The following is a 19,025-nucleotide window of genomic DNA, read 5'->3' on the forward strand; positions in this document are numbered from 1 at the left end:
ATAGTCATTACGGAACACACGGCGGGCGTCGTCGCCGCGACCGGGCCGACGCCCGTCGACATCCATGCTCCGTGGATTATCCTAACTGATAATCATCTGCCCAAGTTTATAAACAGGTGAGAGAATCGCGGTGTAATGCCTACTGACGAGGATTCAGGCGCCCTCCGGACCCTCTACGACCGCATTCGCGGGCAGTACCTCTTCAAGATCGCGGCGGTGATACTGGTCGTCTCGGCGGTGTTGCTCGGGGCGGGCGCGCTCGCGTTCGACCAGGTCCAGGCGAGCGTTGAGTCCGACGCCCGAGAGACGCTGGTCTCGTCGGCCGAGCGCGAGGCCGAGGGGATCGAGGGGTTCATCGAGGAGGGGAACGACCACGCGCGCCGCATCTCCGCGGAGCGCCGGGTCCAGTCGTCGAGCGAGAACGTGATCCGCGACGAGCTCCGGAACAACGACCGGATCCTCCCGGAGTACGTCGTCGACATCCACTACTACGACCTCGTGTCGAACGAGATCGTGGTGAGCACCGCGACGGAGCGAGAGGACACCACGGTTCGGATCGACGACCGACCGTGGGCGGTCGGGCCCGCCGGATTCGCCGGTCCCGACCAGGTCCGGTCGTTCGAACCGTACGCCGTCGACGGGGAGACCAGGCTCGCGTTCGTCAGCCGGATAGAGAACACGCCGGGGATGGCGATCGTGGTCACGACCAGCCTCGCGGACCGGGGCGCGATCCTGAGCCCGCCGGTCGAGGGCGCGAACATGGAGATCGTCTCGGCGCAGACCGAGCGGGTCGCGCTCTCCGCGAACAGCGACGCGATCTTGGGGGAGTACTTCCTCATCGAGGAGCTCCCGCACCTCGAGACCACGAGCGACGAACCCCGCGTCGACGAGGTCTCGGGCGCGGGGCAGGACGTCGTCGACGCCGACCGGATCGTCGCCGCGAGCGTCCCGGTCGACAACAAGCCGTGGACGGTCGTCGTCGCGGCGCCCGAGGGGCAGGTGTACGGCACCGTCGGCGACGTGACCCGGAGCGTGCTGCTTTTGATCGGGATCGCCATCCTCGGGCTCGTCGCGGTTGGCGCGTTCATCTCTCGGGACGTGAACGGCTCCGTCGACGAGCTGCGGGGGTACGCCGAGGCGATCGAGGCCGGCGACCTCGACGTCGACATCGACCGCTCGCGGACCGACGAGTTCGGGCAGCTCTCCGGGCTGTTTGACCGCATTCGGAACACCATGCGCGAGCAGATCGAGGCGGTCGAAGAGTCCGCCGCGGAGGCGGCCGAGGCCCGCGAGGAGGCCGAGGCGCTCTCCGGGCACCTCGAGCGGAAGGCGGACGAGTACGGCGAAGAGATCGACGCGGTCGCCGACGGCGACCTCACGCGCCGGCTCGACCCCGAGAGCGACAGCGAGGCGATGACCGAGATCGCGACCTCGGTGAACGAGATGCTCGACCGCGTCGAGGGGCTGGTCGTGGCCATTCAGGACGCCGCCGAGACCGTCGGCGAGCGGAGCTCCGAGGTGACCGCGTCCGCCGAGGAGGTGGAGTCGACGAGCGTCGACGTCGCGGAGAGCGTCGAGGAGATCTCCGTGGGCGCCGAGAGACAGGAGGAGAACCTCTCGACCGCGGCCGCCGAGCTCAACGACCTCTCGGCCACCGTCGAGGAGATCGCCTCCTCGACCGACGAGCTGGCGGCGCAGTCGGCAGGGACGGCGGAGTCGGGCGAGGACGGCCGCGAGCAGGCGAACGCCGCGATCGACCACATGGACCGGATCGAGGCGGAGATGGGGAGCACCGTCGACGAGATGGCGGACCTCCGCGACGAGGTCGAGCGGATCGGCGAGGTGGTCGGGCTGATCGACGACATCGCCGAGCAGACGAACATTCTCGCGCTCAACGCCTCCATCGAGGCCGCCCGCGCGGGGGAGGCGGGCGAGGGGTTCGCGGTCGTCGCCCGCGAGGTGAAAGAGCTCGCGGAGGAGACGGCCGAGGCGACGACCGAGGTCGAATCGCTCATCGAGGGCGTGGAGGACTCCACCCACTCCGTCGCGGACGACATGTTCGCCATGGAGGAGGACGTGGAGCGCGGTCGCGAGATCGTCGACGACACCGTCGACACGCTGGAGGCGATCGTCGAGGAGGTGTCTGACGCGAACGCCGGGATCCAGTCGATCAACGACGCCACCGACGAGCAGGCCGACTCGACGCAGGAGGCGGTCGCGATGATCGACGAGGTCTCGGAGGTGAGCGTCGAGACCGCCAGCGAGGCCCAGAACGTCTCCGCCGCCGCCGAGGAGCAGACCGCGGCGATCTCGCAGATCTCGTCGAGCGCGGAGTCGCTGTCGAGCCGCGCCGACGAGCTCCGGGGGTTGGCAGACCAGTTCGAGGCGCGCGACGACCGGGCGGACGAGGGAGACGGCGACGGGAGCAGCGACGACGAGACCGCCGAGAGCGAGATCAGCGACGACGCCTTCGAGCCGGCGACGGCCCGGGACCCGTCCCGACGCTCGTCCGCACGGGACGAACCGGGGGTCGACGATCCGGTCCCGTCCGACGACGACTGATTCCCGAACCGGCCCGTCCCGCGCAGGCGAGTCGACGCGTAGTTGAATTATACCTCAATTTATTAACTGTATAGTATAATGTAAAAACGTTTAGATTACTCGGTGTCCATCGATCACACGGATCACATCATGAGAGCCGTTGTATACCAAGGCCCGTACGACGTGGCCGTAGAGGAGGTAGACGACCCGGAGATCGAACACCCGAACGACGTCGTCGTCGACATCACGACCTCGTGTATCTGCGGGTCCGACCTCCACATGTACGAGGGGCGGACCGCCGCCGAGGAGGGGATCGTGTTCGGTCACGAGAACATGGGGATCGTGAGCGAGGTCGGCGAGGCCGTCTCGACGCTGGAGGAGGGCGACCGCGTCGTGATGCCGTTTAACGTCTCGTGCGGCTTCTGTCAGAACTGCGAGGAGGGGTACACCGGCTTCTGTACCAACGTCAACCCCGGCTTCGCCGGCGGGGCGTACGGCTACGTCGCGATGGGCCCGTATCCGGGCGGACAGGCGGAGAAGCTGCGCGTCCCGTACGCGGACCACAACGCGCTGAAACTGCCCGAGGGACGCGAACACGAGGACGCGTTCTCGCTGCTCGCGGACATCTTCCCGACCGGGTGGCACGGCACCGAGCTGGCGAACCTCGAGTCGGGCGAGTCCGTCGCCATCTTCGGCGCCGGGCCGGTCGGGCTGATGGCCGCCTACAGCGCGAAGATCAAGGGCGCGGCCGAGATCTACGTCGTCGACCAGGTGCCGAGCCGACTGGAGCTGGCCGAGGAGCACTGCGACGCCCACCCGATCGACTTCTCCGAGGGCGACCCGGTCGACCAGATCATCGAGGAGCACGGCGGGATGGTCGACAAGGGCGTCGACGCGGTCGGCTATCAGGCGACCGACCCCGACGACGTCGACACCGACACCGAGGACTACTCCTACCAGCCGGCCAAGGAGAACCCGGCGGTCGTCATCAACAACCTCATCCGCGTGGTCCGGCCGACGGGCGAGCTGGGCATCCCCGGCCTGTACGTGCCGGAGGACCCGGGCGCGCCGGACGACATGGCCGCGCAGGGGCGGCTCGGGATCGACTTCGGGAAGTTCTTCGAGAAGGGGCTCAAGTGCGGCACGGGCCAGTGTAACGTGAAGGAGTACAACCGGTACCTCCGGGACATGATCATCGAGGGGCGCGCCGACCCGAGCTGGGTCGTTTCGCACCGCGTCGACCTCGAGGAGGCCCCCGACATGTACGAGGCGTTCGACGCCCGCGAGGAGGGCGTCACGAAGGTCCTGCTCGAACCCTGAGTCGACGACGCGAAGTCTCGCCGCCGCCGGTCCGACTTTTTCTCACCGCGCCGCGAATCAGGCCCGGAGCCACGCCTTCGGGTGCTCGTCACGGAGGTGCGACTGGTACCGCCCGACGAGCTCCGGATAGCCGTCGGCGACGCAGTGCCAGCCGCAGTGCTCGCAGGTGCGTTCGACCGCCTCGTCCCCGCCCTGTACGTGTCCGCCGCGCCTGTAGGTGACCATGTGTGTCTCGTCGCGGGCCGATCGCGTCGATAGGTACCGTACGTCACGCGCGCGGTTCACTCTGTCGGCGCTCGGGGGACGTGGTCTCCTCGTCTCCGTCGAGGTGCACTCTCCCGCTCGCACCGCCGAAACCGGTTTGTCGGTTCCGCGCGTTGCGACCCGTATGTGTAAATACTGCAACTGGGCGTTCCACGACGGCTGGGGGGAGCTGCTGAAGTACGACGACGTCTACCAGTCGGCCGTCGGCGCCGAGACCGAGTCCACCCACGGGTTCCACGAGGACTGGGACGACCTGCAGGCGGAACTGGGAATCTGACGCGGCGTCGCCCCTTCAGATCGGGAACGCGTCCGCCCCCCGGACCGCCGCCGGGTCCGACGCCGCCAGCGCGTCGAGCTCGTCGCGGATCCGCGCTTCGTCCATCTCGCTCCCGATGAACACGAGCCGCGTGCGGCGGTCGTCGTCCGCCCCCCACTCGCCGATCGGCCCCGCCTGCACCGAGGGACCGGCCTGACTCACGCCGATGACCTCGTCGGTGCCCGCGACGTTGGCGACCCCCTTCGCCCGCACGACGGCCCCGTCCCAGTCGCCGAGCCAGTCCGCGAACGGTTCCGGATCGAGAGCGTCGGCCGAGCGGTAGACGAACGAGTCGACCCCGTGGGCCGCGGCGGCGCCCTCGCCGTGGTCGTGACCGCGGTGGTCGCCGCGGGGCTCGCCGCCGTCTCCCGACTCGCTCTCCGCAATCGCGCGCTTCCACCCCGGCGAGCGCTTCGCCGTCTCGAAGTCGAACCGCCCCGTGCCGAGCACGTCGCCGGGGTCGACCTCGGAGTAGCTCGTCCGAATTCGCTTCGCCCGGGGACCGAGCCGGTCCGCGACCGACTCGATCTCGTCGAGCACGTCGTCCGGGACCATGTCCGTCTTGTTCAACACGAGCACGTCGCAGAACTCGATCCCCTCGACGAGCACGTCGGCGAGGGGGCGGTCCGCCGCCGGCTCCCCGTTGCCCGGCAGGCTCTCGCCGGCGTCGAACTCCTTCCAGAACCCGTAGGTGTCGAGGACGGTCACCATCGTGTCGAGCCGGAAGCGCTCGGTCGGGTCGACCTCGGAGTCCTCGGTCCCCTCCGTGAACGCCCGCGCGACCGGGATCGGCTCGGAGATGCCCGACGACTCGACGAGGAGGTAGTCGAACTCGCGCGAGTCCGCGAGCGACGCCGCCTCGCTCAGCAGGTCGTCCTGCAGCCGACAGCAGATACAGCCGTTCGAGAGGTCGACGATCCCCTCCTCGTCGTTCTCGCGCGCGACGAGCTCGGCGTCGACGTTCACCTCGCCCATGTCGTTCAGGATGACGGCGATCCGCCTGTCGCCCGGGTTCGCGAGCAGGTGGTTCACCATCGTCGTCTTCCCGGCGCCGAGGAACCCGCTGAGAACCGTCACGGGGGTCCGGTCGTCGTCGCTCATGTGTGTTACTGTGAGCCGTGCTAACAGTATGAAACGATCGATCGGGTCCCTCCGACGCCGACGCCACAAAGCCTATCGCCGCGTCGAACGCATCCGCCCTCATGCGCCGCAGAGCCCTCCTCGCGACCGCAGCCGCCGTCTCGACTACCTCGCTCGCCGGGTGTCCCACGCCCCCGTGGGGCGAGATTCCCGAAACCATCGACGGCGCCGAGGTGACCTTCCGCCGCGAACACACTGGCGAGTTCGACCCCGGCGACAGCGACGCCTTCGACGCGGCCGAACTTCGCCGCGAACTCGATCGGGAGCCGCCCCGACTCCTCGTCAGGGGGCGAACGATGGGCGGCGTGCAGGACTGTTACCGGGTCTCGCTGATCGAGGCGACGCGTTCGGCCGACCTGCTGTCGATCCGGATCGCGATCGAGAAACGTCCGCTGATAACCGCGTGCAACGACGCCGCCGAGTCTCACCCCTACGAGGTGGCGGTCGCGTTCACCGAGCCTCCGGTTCCCGAGCGCGTCGAAGTCCGCCACGGTGAGGACACGGTGTTAGCGGAAACGGTGTCAGTGACCCGTGATCTCGGATCGCGAGTTCATAAGTGAGCCGCGGCGGCGCGCGCCGCCGAGCGCCCATCGGGCGCGAGGTGCGCGTGCGAGGGAGATCGGCCGGCCCTTATAAGCGCCGGCCGACGAGGCTGGGGAGGCGTGAGGTGCGGTTGCGGTGTGGGCGCTGAAACCGTTCACCGTCGATCCGTAGACGGCCAGTTATAAGCGAACGGTTGGGGGCTTTGAGCGCATTCTCCCTCGATCCGCGGACAGCTGTTTATAAGCAATCAGCTCGGGATCTGCGGTCTTCACCACGGAGCCGCTGTGAGTTACTTATAAACGATCGGCTGGAGCGTTGGCCGTGTTTGTCGTCGATCCACAGACAACCATTTATAAAAAGTCGACAACCACGTGGCGATCGCCGACCGCGTCCTATCGCTCGATCCCGCCCTGCGCTTTGATCTGCATGATGTGCCGGACGTTCAGGTAGATCTCCTCCGGCGAGGTCTGTTCGTCGGGGTCGTACAAGTCCGACACGCGGTAGAGGATCGCCGAGAGCTGCTTGCTCTCGGAGCTGTCCCCCCGCACGTCCTCGGCGATCTCGCGGAGGAACGAGCGGACCTCGTCGTCCTCGGCGAACGCCTCGTCGGCCGCGTCCGCGGCCGACTCCGGGACGACCGGATCGATGCCGGCGGCGTCGAGGGCGTCGGGTTCGTCGCCGTTCGCGTCGTCGTTCTCGGCGCCCTCGTCGTCACTCTTGCCGCCCTTGCCGTCTCTACCGTCCCCGCTCATCGCCCCCGGCTCACCCCGCGGCGGCGCACGACGCCGGCGTTGTTCGCGACGTTCTCCACGATCACTTTGAAGGCGTCCGCGGTTTCGCCCTCGTTGAGCACGACCGGCTCGCCGTCGTCGCCGCCGGTCCGGACAGCCGGGTCGAGCGGGACGCCGCCCAGGAAGGGGAGGTCCTGCTCCTGCGCGAGGGCCTTCCCGCCGCCGGAGCCGAAGATCTCGTGGAACCCGCCGCAGTCGGGGCATCTGAACCCGGCCATGTTCTCGGCGATCCCGAGGACGTTCGTGTCGTGTTTCCCGAACATCCGGAGCCCCTTCGTCGCGTCGTCGAGCGCGACCTCCTGCGGCGTCGTGACGATCACGGCGCCCGTCAGCGGGAGCGTCTGGAGGATGGTGAGCTGCGTGTCGCCGGTGCCCGGCGGGAGGTCCATCACGAGGTAGTCGAGCTCGCCCCACTCGACGTCCTCGACGAGCTGGGTGATGATCTTGTGGACCATCGGCCCGCGCCAGATCACCGGGTCGTCCTCGCCGGTGAGGAAGTCCATGCTCATCAGCTTCATGCCGAACTGCTCGGAGGGGACGATCGTTTCGCCGTCGGTCTCGGGGCGCTGCTCGGCCGACACCATCCGCGGGACGTTCGGCCCGTACACGTCGGCGTCGAACAGGCCGACCCGCGCGCCCATCTCCGAGAGCCCCGCCGCGATGTTGACCGCCATCGTCGACTTCCCGACGCCGCCCTTCCCCGAGGCGACCGCAATCACGTTTTTCACGCCGGGGAGCACCTGCTCGTCCGCGTCCAGATCGTCCGGGATCGACGCCGACAGCTCCACGTCGAGGCCGGTGTCCGCGAGCGCGTCCCGCACGTCGTCGGCGATCGCCGACTCGTGCGGCGAGAACGGGGCGCCGAGCGCGAGCGAGATGCGGACCTCGTCTCCGTCCACCTCGATGTCGTTCACCAGCCCGAGCGAGACGATGTCGTCGCCGAGGTCGGGGTCCTGCACGTCGGCGAGCCGCTCTCGCACGTCCGCTTCGTTCATGTCGAAAGGGAGGGCGGTGGCCCGAATAAGGGTTCTGTACGTGCGCGCCGCGCCCTCGTCGATCCGACGGGGGCCGCGTGTGGATCCCCCGCGGCACCGAACCGATCGGCGACGGACCGGGCTAGTCGATCCGCGTTCCGGCGTCCTCGCCGCGCAGGAACGGCTCCAGTCCCGCGGCGCCGAACACGTGCGCCGGCGCGTCGAGCGCCAGCAGCTCGCGGACCTTCGCGGCCATCCCGCCCGACACGTCGGTCGCGTCGCTGGCGCCGAGCAGGTCCGCGACCGCGCCGAACTCGTCGATCGCGGGGATCACCTCGCCGTCGCCGTCGAGGACGCCCGGCACCGTCGAGCAGACGCCGACCCGGCGCGCGCCGAGCCCGGTCGCGAGCTCGACGACCAGCTCGTCGCCGGAGACGACGGTGACGCCGGCGCCCGCGGTCGCGACGCCGTCGCCGTGGAGCACGGGGACGAACCCCTCCCCGAGCAGCGTCGCCGTCGAGGAGAGCGGCAGGTCGAGGTCGCCGTCCGGCCCCGCGGGCCGCGCCGAAAGCGAGAGGGGGTGTACCGGGATCGCGGGCACGCCGCGGTCGCGGAGCCGGTCGAGGACGGCCCGGTTCAGCTCCGTCATCGCGCCGTGGATGTCCATCACCGCGTCCGCCTCGCTCGTCCCCGCGGTCGTCGAGACGCCGTGCTTGCTGGCGTGGTGATGGCCGAAGCTCCCCCCGCCGTGGACGACGACCAGTCGCTCGACCGCGCCGGCGGCGAGTGCGCTCGCAACCGCGTCGCAGGCCGCGTCGAGGGCCGCGCCGTCGAGCGTCTCCGGCCGGTCCTTCTCCGTGATCAGGCTCCCGCCGAGCTTGAGGACGACGGGGGGCGTCGCGGCGTCCGGTTCGGGGGCGTCCGGGGCGTCCTCGGGGGCGGCGCCGTCGCCCGTCACGGCTCCACCACCCGGACGCCCTCGGTCGCCAGCTCGGCGCGGAACGCCTCCTCGCAGCCCTGCGTGAACGAGAGCGCGGTCTCCGTCGCGTCGCTCGCGTCGAGCGCGACGATGCAGCCGCCGCCGCCGGCGCCCGTGAGCTTCGCGCCGTGAGCGCCGGCGTCGCGGGCGGCCCATACCATCGCGTCGAGCGAGCGCGCGGAGACGCCGAGCGCGGCGAGCAGGCCGTGGTTGAAGTCCATCAGCTCGCCTAGTTCCGCGAGCAGCTCCGGCGACGGCTCCGCGCCGGCCGCGGCGTCGCCCGCCGGGACGGCGTCTTCGAGCAGCGCCTCGCCGGTGCGGACCAGGTCGCCGATCGACTCGACGGTGTCGGCGGCGAACTCGTACTCCTCGCGCAGCTCGCCGACCCCGGCGACCAGCTCGCCGGTGTCGCCGGCGCCGCCGTCGAAGCCGACGACGAACGGGAGGTTCGGGGCCTCGATCCGCTCGCAGTCGTCGCCCTCGACGCGGACCGCGCCCCCCATCGTCGAGCAGAACGTGTCGGCGCGGGAGGCCTGTCCGTCCTGCACCTCGTACTCCGCGCGGTACGCGCGGTCGGCCAGCTCGCGGCGGTCGAGCGGCTCGCCGAGCGCGCGGGTCGCGGCGTCGATCCCCGCGACCACCACGGCGGCCGACGAGCCGAGCCCGGCGCCGAGCGGGATGTCGCTCTCGACGGTGATGTCGAAGCCGGCGTCGGGGGCGTCGGCCGCGTCCCGCGCCTGCTCGACCGCGGCGTCAACGTAGCCCATCGCGGCCTCGACCAGCGGCGTCGGCACGTCCACGTCGGGCCGGTCGCCGGTCCCGCCGGTGTACTCCACCGTGAACCCGTCGAGCGAGAGGTCCTCGGCCTCGACGCGGACGTGGTCGTCCGACCGGGGCTCGGCGGTCACCGTGGCGCGTCGCTCGATGGCCGCCGGCACGGCGGGCTCGCCGTAGACGACGGCGTGTTCGCCGAAGAGGTACACCTTCCCCGGCGCTTCACAGACGGTCATACGAACTCCCTCTCCCCGCGTGCTTACAGGCGTTGCGCTTGGTCCGCGAGCGACATCCTCCGCGGTCCCTCACCTTTTCGTCCGTCGCTCCCGTCGCGTGTGTCATGCAGATCCTCTCGAACCTGCTCGCGGAGTCGCTTCGGGGGTTCCTCGACGGGGTCGTCGCCGCGATCCCCCGCGTGCTCTCCGGGCTGGTCTTCCTCGCGCTGGCGTACGCGCTGGTCCGCGTCGTCCTCGGGATCGTCCGCCGGTCGGTCCGCCGGATCTACCCGGCCGAGCGCGAGCTCGTCGGGAATCTCGTGGTTACCGTCGTGGCGGTCTTCCTCTGGTTCGGCGTCGCGCTCACCCTGCTCAAGATCCTCGGCATGGGTGACGTCGCCGCGAGTCTCGGCACCGCGGTCGGCTTCATCGCGCTGGGCGTCTCGTACGCGCTCTCCGAGATGATCGAGGACACGGTGGCCGGCGTCTACCTCCTCCGCGATCCCGACTTCAACCCGGGCTACCGCGTCGAGGCGAAGGGCGTAACCGGAACGGTCGCCGCCATCGAACTCCGGAAGACCCGGATCGACACGGACGACGGCGACCGCGTCGTCCTCGCGAACCGGGAGATCGAAGGGAAGTGGACCTACGAGGGGTCGGGCGAGGCGGCGTCCGACTGACCATCGGCACGTACCGGTCTGTCAGTCCCCTCTCACCGAACCTTTATCCGATGAGACGGAGAGCGAACGGACATGTCGGGACAGACAACAGTTGACGGCGGGGAAACAGTATCGGGGGACACGACGCTCGCGGCGTTGGCGCACGCGTCGGCGCTCGTTGCCTCGTTCCTCGGGCCGATCCTCTTTTTGATCCTCGCGGACGACGACGACGAGCTCGTCAGACAGAACGCGAAGAACGCGATCAACTTCCAGATCGTCGTGTTCGTCGCGCTCATGATCGCCGGCGTGCTGTCGTTCGTGTTTATCGGTCTGCTGCTGCTTCCGCTCATCGGGCTGATCGACGTCATCCTCGTTCTGATGGCAACGGTGAAGGCCAACGACGGACAGGTGTACTCGTATCCGTACACGCCGGACATCATCTGATCGGACGACGACGCCGGCAGACTGTCAGCTGACGCCATTCTCGCAAGCCTCCCCGCGAAGCGCGCCGTCGCCACTGACGAGCGCGTTCGGAACAGCTCGGCGACCGTTCGATCGCAGAAAAGTCAAACTCGACGTCGAAGGTCGACTTACAGCTCGTCCTCGAAGTCGTCGAGGGCGAACACGGTGTCGGCGCCGCGGCGGTCGAGCGTCTCGTTGGCCAGGAGCCAGTAGACGACCGACAGCGCGCGTCGACCCTTGTTGTTCGTCGGGATGACCAGGTCGACGTTCGACAGCTGGTTGTTGGAGTCGCACATCGCGATGACCGGGATGCCGACGGTGATGGCCTCCTTGACGGCCTGCGCGTCGCCGATCGGGTCGGTCACCACGACGACGTCCGGCTCGATGTAGCCGGCGTAGTCGGGGTTCGTCAGCGTGCCGGGGATGAAGCGTCCCGTGCGGGCGCGGGCGCCGATGGCGTCCGCGAACTTCTCGGCCGGGAACCGGCCGTACTGCCGCGAGGACGTGACGAGGATCTGCTCGGGGTCGTAGTTCGCGAGGAAGTCCGCGGCGGTGCGGATCCGCTGGTCCGTCGTGCTCACGTCGAGCACGTACAGCCCGTCGTCGCGGACGCGGTGGATGAACCGCTCCATGTCCTTCGTCTTCTGCTGGGTCCCGATGTGGACACCGGCGGAGAGGTAGTCCTCGACGGGGATCAGCAGGTCGACGTCGTCGTCGGGCATGACGTCGTCGTCGAACGGGGAGGCGTCCTCCTCGTCGTCGGCGTCGCCCTCGGCGTCTCCGGTCTCGGCGTCGGCGGCTGCTTCGGGTTCGGCGTCGGCGGACGCCCCCTCGGCAGCCGCGTCGGCGGTCGGTTCCTCGGTCGTGTCGGCCTCCTCCTCGACCGCCGCGTCGACCGCCTCGGTCTCCGCGTCGTCGTCGAGTTCGACCGCGTCGTTGTCTTCGCTCATGCGTGGTGTCGGCCCGTCATACCGCGTCGTCCGCGATGCGGACCAGTTCGTTCAGCTTGGCGGTTCGCTCGCCGCCGACCGTGCCGGTCTTGATGAAGCCGGCGTCGGTCGCCACGGCGAGGTGTGCGATGGTGGTGTCCTCGGTCTCGCCCGAACGGTGGGAGATGACCGTCTCGTACCCGTTCCGCGAGGCGAGTTCGACCGCGTCGAACGCGTCCGACAGCGTCCCGATCTGGTTCGGCTTGATCAGGATGCTGTTGGCCGCGCCCGTGTCGATCCCCTCGCGGAGCCGCTCGACGTTGGTGACGAACAGGTCGTCGCCGCAGATCAGCGTCCGGTCGCCGACCCGGTCGGTCAGCTCCGCGAACGCCTCGTAGTCGTTCTCGTCGAGCGGGTCCTCGACGTACGCGAGGTCGTACTCGTCGACGAGGGAGGCGACGTAGTCGATCTGCTCGCCGGTCGATTTGGTCTCGTCGCCGTAGACGTACGCGCCCTCGTCGTCGTCGTACAGCTCGGCGGCCGCCATGTCGAGGCCGAAGCGGATCTCGAAGCCCACTTCCTCCTCGACGCGGTCGACCGCCTCGTCGACGACGTCGAACGCGTCCGCGTCCGAGATCGGGGGCGCCCACGCGCCCTCGTCGCCCTTCGCCGCGGGCACGCCGCGCTCGTCGAGCACGTCCGCGACCGCCGCGTGGACCGCGGCGTTCGCGAAGACGGCCTCCGAGACGCTCGGCGCGCCCACGGGGGCCGCGAGGAACTCTTGGATGTGGGTCGCCTCCTTGGCGTGCTCCCCGCCGCCGACGACGTTGCCGAGCGGAATCGGGAAGTTCTCGCCGCGGAACGCGCCGCCGAGGTGCTGGTACAGCGGCGCACCGAGCACGTCGGCGGCGGCCTTCGCGGCCGCCATCGAGATCGCGACCGCGCTGTTGGCGCCGATCGCCGAGAAGTCGTCCGTCCCGTCGGCGGCGCGTAAGGCGTTGTCGACCGCGCGCTGGTCGCCTGCGTAGACGCCTTCGAGGCGGGGGACCGCGTGTTCGCGGGCCGCCGCGATGGACTCGTTGGCCGGGAGCTCGATCGCCTCGTACTCGCCGGTCGACGCCCCGCTGGGCGCCGCCCCGCGGCCGAAGCCGCCGGACTCGGTGAGCACGTCGGCCTCGACCGTCGGGTTCCCGCGCGAGTCGAGCACGCGACGCAGCGAGACGCCGGTGATTCGAGTCATCAGTTGGACTCCCTCCGGACCGTGAACGGGAGCGCGCCCGCGTCGTACTCCTCCGCGGCGACGAGGATCGGCTCCGTCTGGTCCGTCTCGATCAGCACGGGCGCCCCGTAGGACACCTGCAGCGCTCGCGCGCCGAGGATTCGTGCCTTCTCGTATCGATTGTATCGCTGTTCTGACATGGTTTACTGGTACGGCGAGACGACGTCGACGAGGTCGCGGTGGCTGACCAGCATGCGGCGGCAGCAGTGCCGGTCGACGCCGAGCTCGTCGAGGACCTCGCCGGGGTCCTCGTCGCCCTCGCGGGCGCGCTCCTTGAACTCCTCCCAGTGTTCACCCACGACGTTGCCGCACGTGAAACACCGGACGGGGATCATCATGACTGGATCACCTCAGCGGTAGGACTTCTGGTAGCGGGCACGCGCGCCGGGTCCGCCCCACTTCTTGGGTTCGGACTGGCGGACGTCGTTGACCAGCAGCGTGCGGTCGAAGTTCATGTACGCGTCGCGCAGCTCGGCGTCGCCGAGGTGCTGGACGAGACCGCGCGCGATGGCGGTCCGCGTCGCGTCGGCCTGGCCGCTGAAGCCGCCGCCCTCGACGTTGACCTCGATGTCCACGTCGGCGCGGAGCTCCTCGCCCGCGATGCGGAACGGCTCCAGCATCTTGAGCCGCGCCTGCTCCGGTTCGACCAGCTCGACTGGCTGGGAGTTGATGCGAACGCGGCCCTCGCCGTCGCGCACGGTGGCGCGGGCGACGGCCGTCTTCTTCTTGCCTGAGGTGTTAGTTACCATGTGACGTTGGCTCCCAGAGACTCGGAGATGTCCCCGAGCGTCGTGAATTTGATGTTCGAGAGGCGGTCGAGCGAGGTGCCGTCGAGGACGACGCTCTCGACGTCCTCGTCGCGCTCGTAGGGGTTCCCGACGTACACGCGCACGTTCGAGAACGCCTCGCGACCGTCCTCCGTCTTGTACGGCAGCATGCCGCGGATGGCGCGCTTGAAGATCCGGTCGGGGCGCTTGGGGTAGTACGGCCCGCTGTCGGAGCCGAGCTCCGCGCGGGTGTGGTACGTCTCCATCGTCGCGTCCTCGTTACCGGTGATGACCGCGCGCTCGGCGTTGACGACGGCGACCGTCTCCCCGTCGAGGACGCGCTGGGCGACCTTCGACGAGACGCGACCGAGGATGCAGTCGCGGGCGTCGACGACGACGTCCGCGTCGATCTTCGCGAGACTCATCGGATCACCCGGACGTTGCTCCCTTCAGGATTCTGTTCGATGAACTGTTCGAGCGACACCGCTTCGCCGGCTTGGTCGATCTTCGTGCGGGCGGTGCCCGAGAAGTCGACGGCGGCGACGGTGACGTTCTTTTCGAGCACACCGCTGCCCAGCACCTTGCCGGGGACGACGACCGTCTCGTCTTCCTGCGCGTATCGTTCGATACGGCCCAGGTTGACCTCAGCGTGCGTGCGCCGTGGCTTCTCCAGTCGGTCGGCGACGTCCTGCCACACGTTGGCACCGGAGTCGCGCGAGACCGACTTCAGATCGGCGATGAGGTTCTGTAGTTTCGGATTCGTCTTGCTACTCATAGCTGTCCCTCCTGAACTGGAGAGTTAGTGAAAACGGAGTGCAGGGAGCAGGATTTGAACCTGCGGACCTCTACAGGACAGCGCCCTGAACGCTGCGCCGTTGGCCTGACTTGGCTATCCCTGCGTGCACTCCTGCGTAATCCGGCTCCCTTCAAACCACTTTCGGTCCCGGCGTCGGGACGGCCCGAGTCGAACTCGGGCGCAGATCGCTCCGACGCGGCGTCGGAACGGGTCGCGGCGCCGCGGCTGCGTGCAGGGGCGAGCGCCGAGCGTGCGGTCTGAAGGTCCGTCATTACGTTAGACTGCGACTTTCGTCTGTAGTTCGTCCGCGCGCTCCTCGATGGAGTCGATCGCGCGGAGCAGCAGTTCCTCGACGTCGAACGAGCCGTCCGTCTCGATGTGGAACACGAACGCGCCGGGGACGTCCTCGACGCTGACTTCCTTCCCGGGGAACCGCTCCGAGAGGTCGTTGTCGAACTCGTCGGTGAGCTCGATATCCCCGTCGGGCGTCTCGATGACGCCGCGGAGGATGTTCGGCTCGTCGTCGTCGAACTCGCCGAGGTCGCCCTCGACGGAGACGCGCTGAAGGTGGCGGTAGCCGACGGAGACGCCGCCCTGATGTTTGGCGTGCTCCTTGCCGGTGTCGAGCACCGCGTCGGCCTCGAACTCCAGCCGCTGTCCCTCCTTCAGCTCGATGATCGGGACGTTGTCGTCCGCGACCTCGACGAGCGGGTCAGCGCTCTCGATGTCGCCGGAGTACGCCGTCGCCGGGCCTTCGACGTCGAGCGCGAGGGTGACCTCGTCGCCGATTTCGAAGTCGTCGAGCGGCGTCGTCAGGGGCACGAGCCCCAGCCGAAGCCCGATCATCTCGTCGAACATGACGGAGGAGTTCTCGACGAACCGAACGGTGTCGATCGAGAACGTCGGGACGTCGGCGATCATCGCGCGGCGGATGCCGTTGGCAAACGCCGGCGTGAGCCCGCGGATCAGCACCCGCGCGCTGCGTTCGTCCCGTTCGACGTACTGGACGTCGAAGTCGTCTTCCGTCATGTCAGACTCGCTTGTTCTTGGGCGCCTTCGTCCCGTCGTGCGGGATGGGCGTGACGTCCTCGATCCGGCCGATCTCGACGCCCGCACGCGAGAGCGCGCGAATCGTCGCCTGCGCACCGGGACCGGTGGACTTGTTGAGGTTGCCGCCGGGGCCGCGCACGCGAACGTGCACGCCCTCCAGGCCGGCGTCCTTGACGCGCTCGGCGACGACCTCCGCCATCTGCATGGCGGCGTACGGCGACGCCTCGTCGCGGTTCTGCTTCACCACGGTGCCGCCGGACGACTTGGCGATCGTCTCGGCGCCCGTCTCGTCGGTGACCGTGATGAGCGTGTTGTTGAACGACGCGTACACGTGGGCGATGCCCCACTTTCCTCCGTCTTCGGATTCACTCATGATTGCTCACTCCTGTGACTCCGCGCGCTCGGGGTGGAGATCGTCCGCGAGCGGGCTGTTCTCGTCGAAGGCGATGGCGCCCTCGTCGTCCACGTCAACCTTCACCGAGGGGCGCGTGACGCGGGCGCCGTTGACGGTGATGTGGCCGTGAACGATGAACTGGCGGGCCTGCTGGGTGGAGGACGCGAACCCCTGCCGGTAGGCGACCGTCTGGAGACGGCGCTCGAGCAGGTCGGTCACGTCCAGCGAGAGGACCGCGGAGATGTCGTCGTTGTCGCCGAGGATGCCGATCCGGCGGAGCCGTGCGACGAACTCCGAGCCGGCCTCCTGGGCGGCGTCGGCGTCGCCCTGGGCCTCGCCGAGCAGCCGACGCGCCTCGCGTCGCATGCTGCGCAGCTCGGACTGGGCGCGCCAGAACTCCTCTTTGTTCTTGAGACCGTACCGCGAGAGGAGGTCGGACTCCTCGGCGATGCGCTCGCCCTGGTACGGGTGGTTCGGCGTCTCGTAGCCTTTGGTGTTCTTGCCGGTGCTCATTCTTCGTCACCCGCTTCGTCTTCCGCCATCTCCTCGCGGATCTCCTCGACGTTGACCCCGATGGTCCCCTCCGAGCGACCCGTGGACTTCGTGCGCTGGCCGCGTACCTTCTGGCCGCGCTTGTGGCGAACGCCCTTGTACGATTCGATGATCTTCATCCGGTTGATGTCGTGGCGACGCTTCTCGCTGACGTCGGTGCCGACGAGGTGCGTCGTCTCTCCGGAGTAGAAGTCGTTCTGTCTGTTCGTCATCCACGACGGGACGTGGTCTTCGAGGTTCTCGGCGATGTCGACCACCGCGTCGAGGTCATCCTCGTCGAGGAGCCCGAACGTGGCGTTTCGGTCCACGTCGGCCTTCTCGGCGACCAGCCGCGCCGTGCGCGTGCCGATGCCGTCGAGTTCGGACAGGCTTCGCTCGACCGTCTTCGTCCCGTCGAGGTCAGCGCCCCCGATCCGGACGAAGTACTGGAGGTCTTCCTCCTCCTCCGGCGAGTCGTCCTGTGATTCTTCCGTGCTCATGTGTTGGTTGTGGTGAGCCCTACCGGCGCGAATCCGGCGGTGCTCGGTCCGTTCGAGCGTTGCGGCGGGGATTCGAACCCCGGAGGCAGTGACGCCACAGAGTTAGCAACCCTGCGCCTTGGGCCAGGCTTGGCTACCGCAACCCGCGTTGTATCATCGCCCTCGTGGACTCGGGACCCGGTGCCCCTGCAGTTCGTGCATCCGTATGGTCCCCCTTTCAGTACTTAAACATCACGAAAGGCTCGGGGCGGATGCGCCCGGCTCACACGGGTGAGGACGGTTAACGTGGCTGATGACGGGTGAGGACGGTTAACGTAGCGGATGCGCCACCGTCTGAATCGGACCGGAGAGATACGCACCGAGTGCGAGTTCCGTTCGCGAGTTCCGTTTGGCGTACTGTTTAGTGGGTGCCGCGGCTGGATCACCCCATGAAGGCCGTCCAGTTCGACTCCCATGGCGACCGCGACGTGATCGAATACGGCGAGTTCCCGGACCCCGAGCCGGACCGCGGCGAGGTCCTCGTCGACGTCAAGGCGGGCGCGCTGAACCACCTTGATATCTGGACGCGACGCGGGATGCCCGGCATCGACCTGGAGATGCCGCACATCCCCGGCAGCGACGCGGCCGGCGTCGTCGAGGCCGTCGGCGAGGGCGTGACGCGCTTCGAGCCCGGCGATCGCGTCGCCGTGAGCGCCGGCGTCTCCTGCGGCGAGTGCGAGTTCTGCCGCCACGGCGAGGAGTCGCTGTGTCCCTCCTTCCACATCATCGGCGAGCACGTCCGCGGCGTCCACGCCGAGCGCGCGGCCGTGCCCGCCGAGAACCTCGTGCCGGTCCCATCGGGCGTCGACTGGGAGGTCGCGGGCTCCGCCTCCCTCGTCTTCCAGACCGCGTGGCGGATGCTCCAGACCCGCGCCGATATCGAGGCCGGCGAGAAGGTGCTCGTCCTGGGCGCCTCCGGCGGCGTCGGCCACGCCGCGGTGCAGATCGCGGACCACGCCGGCTGCGAGGTGTTCGCGACCGCCTCCACCGAGGAGAAGCTCTCGCACGCCGAGGAGTGCGGCGCCGACCACGTCATCGACTACGAGGCGAACGACTTCGCCGAGGAGATCGCCGAACTGACCGACCGCCGCGGCGTCGACGTCGTCGTCGACCACATCGGCGAGGCGACGTACCCGAACTCGCTGAAGTCGATGGCGAAGGGCGGTCGGCTCGTCACCTGCGGCGCGACCACCGGCCCGAACCCCGACGCCGGACTCAACCGGATCTTCTGGAACCAGCTGTCCGTGATCGGCTCGACGATGGCGACCCCCGGCGAGGTCGACGACGTGCTGGAGCTCGTCTGGGACGGCACGTTCGAGCCGCGCGTCCGCGAGACGCTCCCGATGAGCGAGGCCGCGCGCGCCCACGAGATGATCGAGAACCGTGAGGGCTTTGGCAAAGTGGTCGTTAGACCGGACAGTGAGCTCTGAAGACGACGGCGACGCCGGCGAGAGCACGGACGGCGGCTACGTCCACGTGCCGGGCGAGGTCGGCGACGACGGGGGCACCCCGGGCAGAGACGACACCGGGGACTCCGAGCCCGAGGCCGACGGCTTCGGCCGGAAGGGGTGGGCGCTGACGGCGGTGCTTTTCACCTGCATCCTCGTCATCCCCGGCATCATCTACGTGTACCCGTACGCCGCGGGGGCGCTCGGCTTCTCGTTTTTCGCGACGTACCTCGCCCTGCCGCTCGTCCCGGCGGTCCTACTCGGGCTGGTCGCCGTCTGGTCGATGACCGCGGCGACGCGGGACCAGTAGACGG

At 68.9% G+C, this 19,025-nt stretch carries 25 protein-coding genes and 2 tRNA genes; 8 read left to right on the top strand and 19 right to left on the bottom strand.

Translation table 11 applies throughout. From position 1 onward, the window contains the following. The first annotated feature begins 135 nt into the window (after positions 1 to 135). Positions 136 to 2,562 carry a methyl-accepting chemotaxis protein gene (locus tag CK500_RS10660; RefSeq protein WP_095637212.1) on the top strand — a complete coding sequence of 809 codons (2,427 nt, stop codon included), beginning with the start codon at positions 136 to 138 and terminating at the stop codon, positions 2,560 to 2,562. Between the two features lie 129 nt (positions 2,563 to 2,691). Further along, positions 2,692 to 3,861: a glutathione-independent formaldehyde dehydrogenase gene (locus CK500_RS10665; protein ID WP_095637374.1), complete on the top strand. Its 1,170-nt coding sequence runs from the start codon at positions 2,692 to 2,694 to the stop codon at positions 3,859 to 3,861. 57 nt (positions 3,862 to 3,918) lie between these two features. Here the strand turns inward: CK500_RS10665 and CK500_RS17400 are convergent, their stop codons facing one another. After that, positions 3,919 to 4,086, bottom strand: a complete 168-nt coding sequence (locus CK500_RS17400; protein WP_198951548.1) for a hypothetical protein — start codon at positions 4,084 to 4,086, stop codon at positions 3,919 to 3,921. Between the two features lie 163 nt (positions 4,087 to 4,249). On the opposite strand from CK500_RS17400, the gene CK500_RS17405 reads away from it, so the two are divergent. Beyond that, positions 4,250 to 4,402, top strand: coding sequence for a hypothetical protein (locus CK500_RS17405; protein WP_004046465.1), 153 nt, complete (start codon positions 4,250 to 4,252; stop codon positions 4,400 to 4,402). 15 nt (positions 4,403 to 4,417) lie between these two features. Here the strand turns inward: CK500_RS17405 and CK500_RS10670 are convergent, their stop codons facing one another. Beyond that, positions 4,418 to 5,542, bottom strand: coding sequence for a CobW family GTP-binding protein (locus CK500_RS10670; RefSeq protein ID WP_095637213.1), 1,125 nt, complete (start codon positions 5,540 to 5,542; stop codon positions 4,418 to 4,420). 101 nt (positions 5,543 to 5,643) lie between these two features. Between CK500_RS10670 and CK500_RS10675 the strand changes: the two genes are divergently transcribed. After that, positions 5,644 to 6,141 (top strand): hypothetical protein, encoded by a 498-nt coding sequence (locus CK500_RS10675; RefSeq protein WP_095637214.1) that lies wholly within the window; start codon positions 5,644 to 5,646, stop codon positions 6,139 to 6,141. A gap of 375 nt (positions 6,142 to 6,516) precedes the next feature. Here the strand turns inward: CK500_RS10675 and CK500_RS10680 are convergent, their stop codons facing one another. The 4 genes from CK500_RS10680 to mvk all read right to left on the bottom strand — a co-directional run bounded on the left by CK500_RS10680 (position 6,517) and on the right by mvk (position 9,878). Beyond that, positions 6,517 to 6,876: a hypothetical protein gene (locus tag CK500_RS10680; protein ID WP_095637215.1), complete on the bottom strand. Its 360-nt coding sequence runs from the start codon at positions 6,874 to 6,876 to the stop codon at positions 6,517 to 6,519. Continuing rightward, positions 6,873 to 7,910: an Mrp/NBP35 family ATP-binding protein gene (locus CK500_RS10685; RefSeq protein ID WP_095637216.1), complete on the bottom strand. Its 1,038-nt coding sequence runs from the start codon at positions 7,908 to 7,910 to the stop codon at positions 6,873 to 6,875. Before CK500_RS10685 ends, CK500_RS10680 begins: the two co-directional genes overlap by 4 nt. 121 nt (positions 7,911 to 8,031) lie before the next feature. Then, positions 8,032 to 8,847: an isopentenyl phosphate kinase gene (locus CK500_RS10690; protein WP_095637217.1), complete on the bottom strand. Its 816-nt coding sequence runs from the start codon at positions 8,845 to 8,847 to the stop codon at positions 8,032 to 8,034. Next, positions 8,844 to 9,878, bottom strand: a complete 1,035-nt coding sequence (gene mvk / locus CK500_RS10695) for a mevalonate kinase (RefSeq protein ID WP_095637218.1) — start codon at positions 9,876 to 9,878, stop codon at positions 8,844 to 8,846. Before mvk ends, CK500_RS10690 begins: the two co-directional genes overlap by 4 nt. 104 nt (positions 9,879 to 9,982) lie before the next feature. On the opposite strand from mvk, the gene CK500_RS10700 reads away from it, so the two are divergent. Continuing rightward, entirely contained in the window at positions 9,983 to 10,537 is a 555-nt protein-coding gene (locus CK500_RS10700; protein ID WP_095637219.1) for a mechanosensitive ion channel family protein, read from the top strand. A gap of 72 nt (positions 10,538 to 10,609) precedes the next feature. Next, positions 10,610 to 10,960, top strand: coding sequence for a DUF4870 domain-containing protein (locus CK500_RS10705; RefSeq protein WP_095637220.1), 351 nt, complete (start codon positions 10,610 to 10,612; stop codon positions 10,958 to 10,960). Between the two features lie 146 nt (positions 10,961 to 11,106). Here CK500_RS10705 and rpsB read toward each other — a convergent pair whose 3' ends face one another. The 13 genes from rpsB to CK500_RS10770 all read right to left on the bottom strand — a co-directional run bounded on the left by rpsB (position 11,107) and on the right by CK500_RS10770 (position 17,367). After that, positions 11,107 to 11,928: a 30S ribosomal protein S2 gene (gene rpsB / locus CK500_RS10710; RefSeq protein ID WP_095637221.1), complete on the bottom strand. Its 822-nt coding sequence runs from the start codon at positions 11,926 to 11,928 to the stop codon at positions 11,107 to 11,109. Between the two features lie 16 nt (positions 11,929 to 11,944). Then, positions 11,945 to 13,147: a phosphopyruvate hydratase gene (gene eno, locus CK500_RS10715; RefSeq protein WP_095637222.1), complete on the bottom strand. Its 1,203-nt coding sequence runs from the start codon at positions 13,145 to 13,147 to the stop codon at positions 11,945 to 11,947. Then, complete coding sequence (locus CK500_RS10720) at positions 13,147 to 13,326, bottom strand: DNA-directed RNA polymerase subunit K (protein WP_050024947.1); 180 nt, start codon at positions 13,324 to 13,326, stop codon at positions 13,147 to 13,149. Before CK500_RS10720 ends, eno begins: the two co-directional genes overlap by 1 nt. Positions 13,327 to 13,329: 3 nt before the next feature. After that, a complete protein-coding gene (locus tag CK500_RS10725) occupies positions 13,330 to 13,524 on the bottom strand; it encodes a DNA-directed RNA polymerase subunit N (protein ID WP_004046453.1) in 195 nt (64 codons plus the stop codon). A gap of 12 nt (positions 13,525 to 13,536) precedes the next feature. Then, positions 13,537 to 13,935: a 30S ribosomal protein S9 gene (locus CK500_RS10730; RefSeq protein WP_004046452.1), complete on the bottom strand. Its 399-nt coding sequence runs from the start codon at positions 13,933 to 13,935 to the stop codon at positions 13,537 to 13,539. Continuing rightward, on the bottom strand, positions 13,929 to 14,378 hold the full coding sequence (locus CK500_RS10735) for a 50S ribosomal protein L13 (RefSeq protein ID WP_095637223.1): 450 nt from the start codon (positions 14,376 to 14,378) through the stop codon (positions 13,929 to 13,931). Before CK500_RS10735 ends, CK500_RS10730 begins: the two co-directional genes overlap by 7 nt. After that, on the bottom strand, positions 14,375 to 14,728 hold the full coding sequence (locus CK500_RS10740) for a 50S ribosomal protein L18e (RefSeq protein ID WP_008848306.1): 354 nt from the start codon (positions 14,726 to 14,728) through the stop codon (positions 14,375 to 14,377). The genes CK500_RS10735 and CK500_RS10740 overlap by 4 nt, the downstream gene beginning before the upstream one ends. A gap of 39 nt (positions 14,729 to 14,767) precedes the next feature. Next, positions 14,768 to 14,852 (bottom strand) — tRNA-Leu (locus CK500_RS10745). A 173-nt stretch (positions 14,853 to 15,025) separates the two neighbouring features. Next, positions 15,026 to 15,778, bottom strand: a complete 753-nt coding sequence (locus tag CK500_RS10750; protein WP_095637224.1) for a DNA-directed RNA polymerase subunit D — start codon at positions 15,776 to 15,778, stop codon at positions 15,026 to 15,028. Position 15,779: 1 nt separating this feature from the next. Beyond that, entirely contained in the window at positions 15,780 to 16,172 is a 393-nt protein-coding gene (locus CK500_RS10755; protein ID WP_004595254.1) for a 30S ribosomal protein S11, read from the bottom strand. A gap of 6 nt (positions 16,173 to 16,178) precedes the next feature. Then, a complete protein-coding gene (locus CK500_RS10760; RefSeq protein ID WP_095637225.1) occupies positions 16,179 to 16,706 on the bottom strand; it encodes a 30S ribosomal protein S4 in 528 nt (175 codons plus the stop codon). After that, positions 16,703 to 17,224 carry a 30S ribosomal protein S13 gene (locus CK500_RS10765; protein WP_095637226.1) on the bottom strand — a complete coding sequence of 174 codons (522 nt, stop codon included), beginning with the start codon at positions 17,222 to 17,224 and terminating at the stop codon, positions 16,703 to 16,705. The genes CK500_RS10760 and CK500_RS10765 overlap by 4 nt, the downstream gene beginning before the upstream one ends. A gap of 57 nt (positions 17,225 to 17,281) precedes the next feature. Next, positions 17,282 to 17,367 (bottom strand) — tRNA-Ser (locus tag CK500_RS10770). Positions 17,368 to 17,652: 285 nt separating this feature from the next. Here CK500_RS10770 and CK500_RS10775 point away from each other — a divergent pair. Both CK500_RS10775 and CK500_RS10780 read left to right on the top strand, forming a co-directional pair. Then, complete coding sequence (locus tag CK500_RS10775; RefSeq protein WP_095637227.1) at positions 17,653 to 18,693, top strand: zinc-binding dehydrogenase; 1,041 nt, start codon at positions 17,653 to 17,655, stop codon at positions 18,691 to 18,693. Continuing rightward, positions 18,683 to 19,021, top strand: coding sequence for a hypothetical protein (locus tag CK500_RS10780; RefSeq protein WP_095637228.1), 339 nt, complete (start codon positions 18,683 to 18,685; stop codon positions 19,019 to 19,021). The genes CK500_RS10775 and CK500_RS10780 overlap by 11 nt, the downstream gene beginning before the upstream one ends. The last annotated feature ends 4 nt before the right edge of the window (positions 19,022 to 19,025 follow it).

The sequence above is a fragment of the Halorubrum salipaludis genome (assembly GCF_002286985.1).
GTDB lineage: Archaea > Halobacteriota > Halobacteria > Halobacteriales > Haloferacaceae > Halorubrum > Halorubrum salipaludis.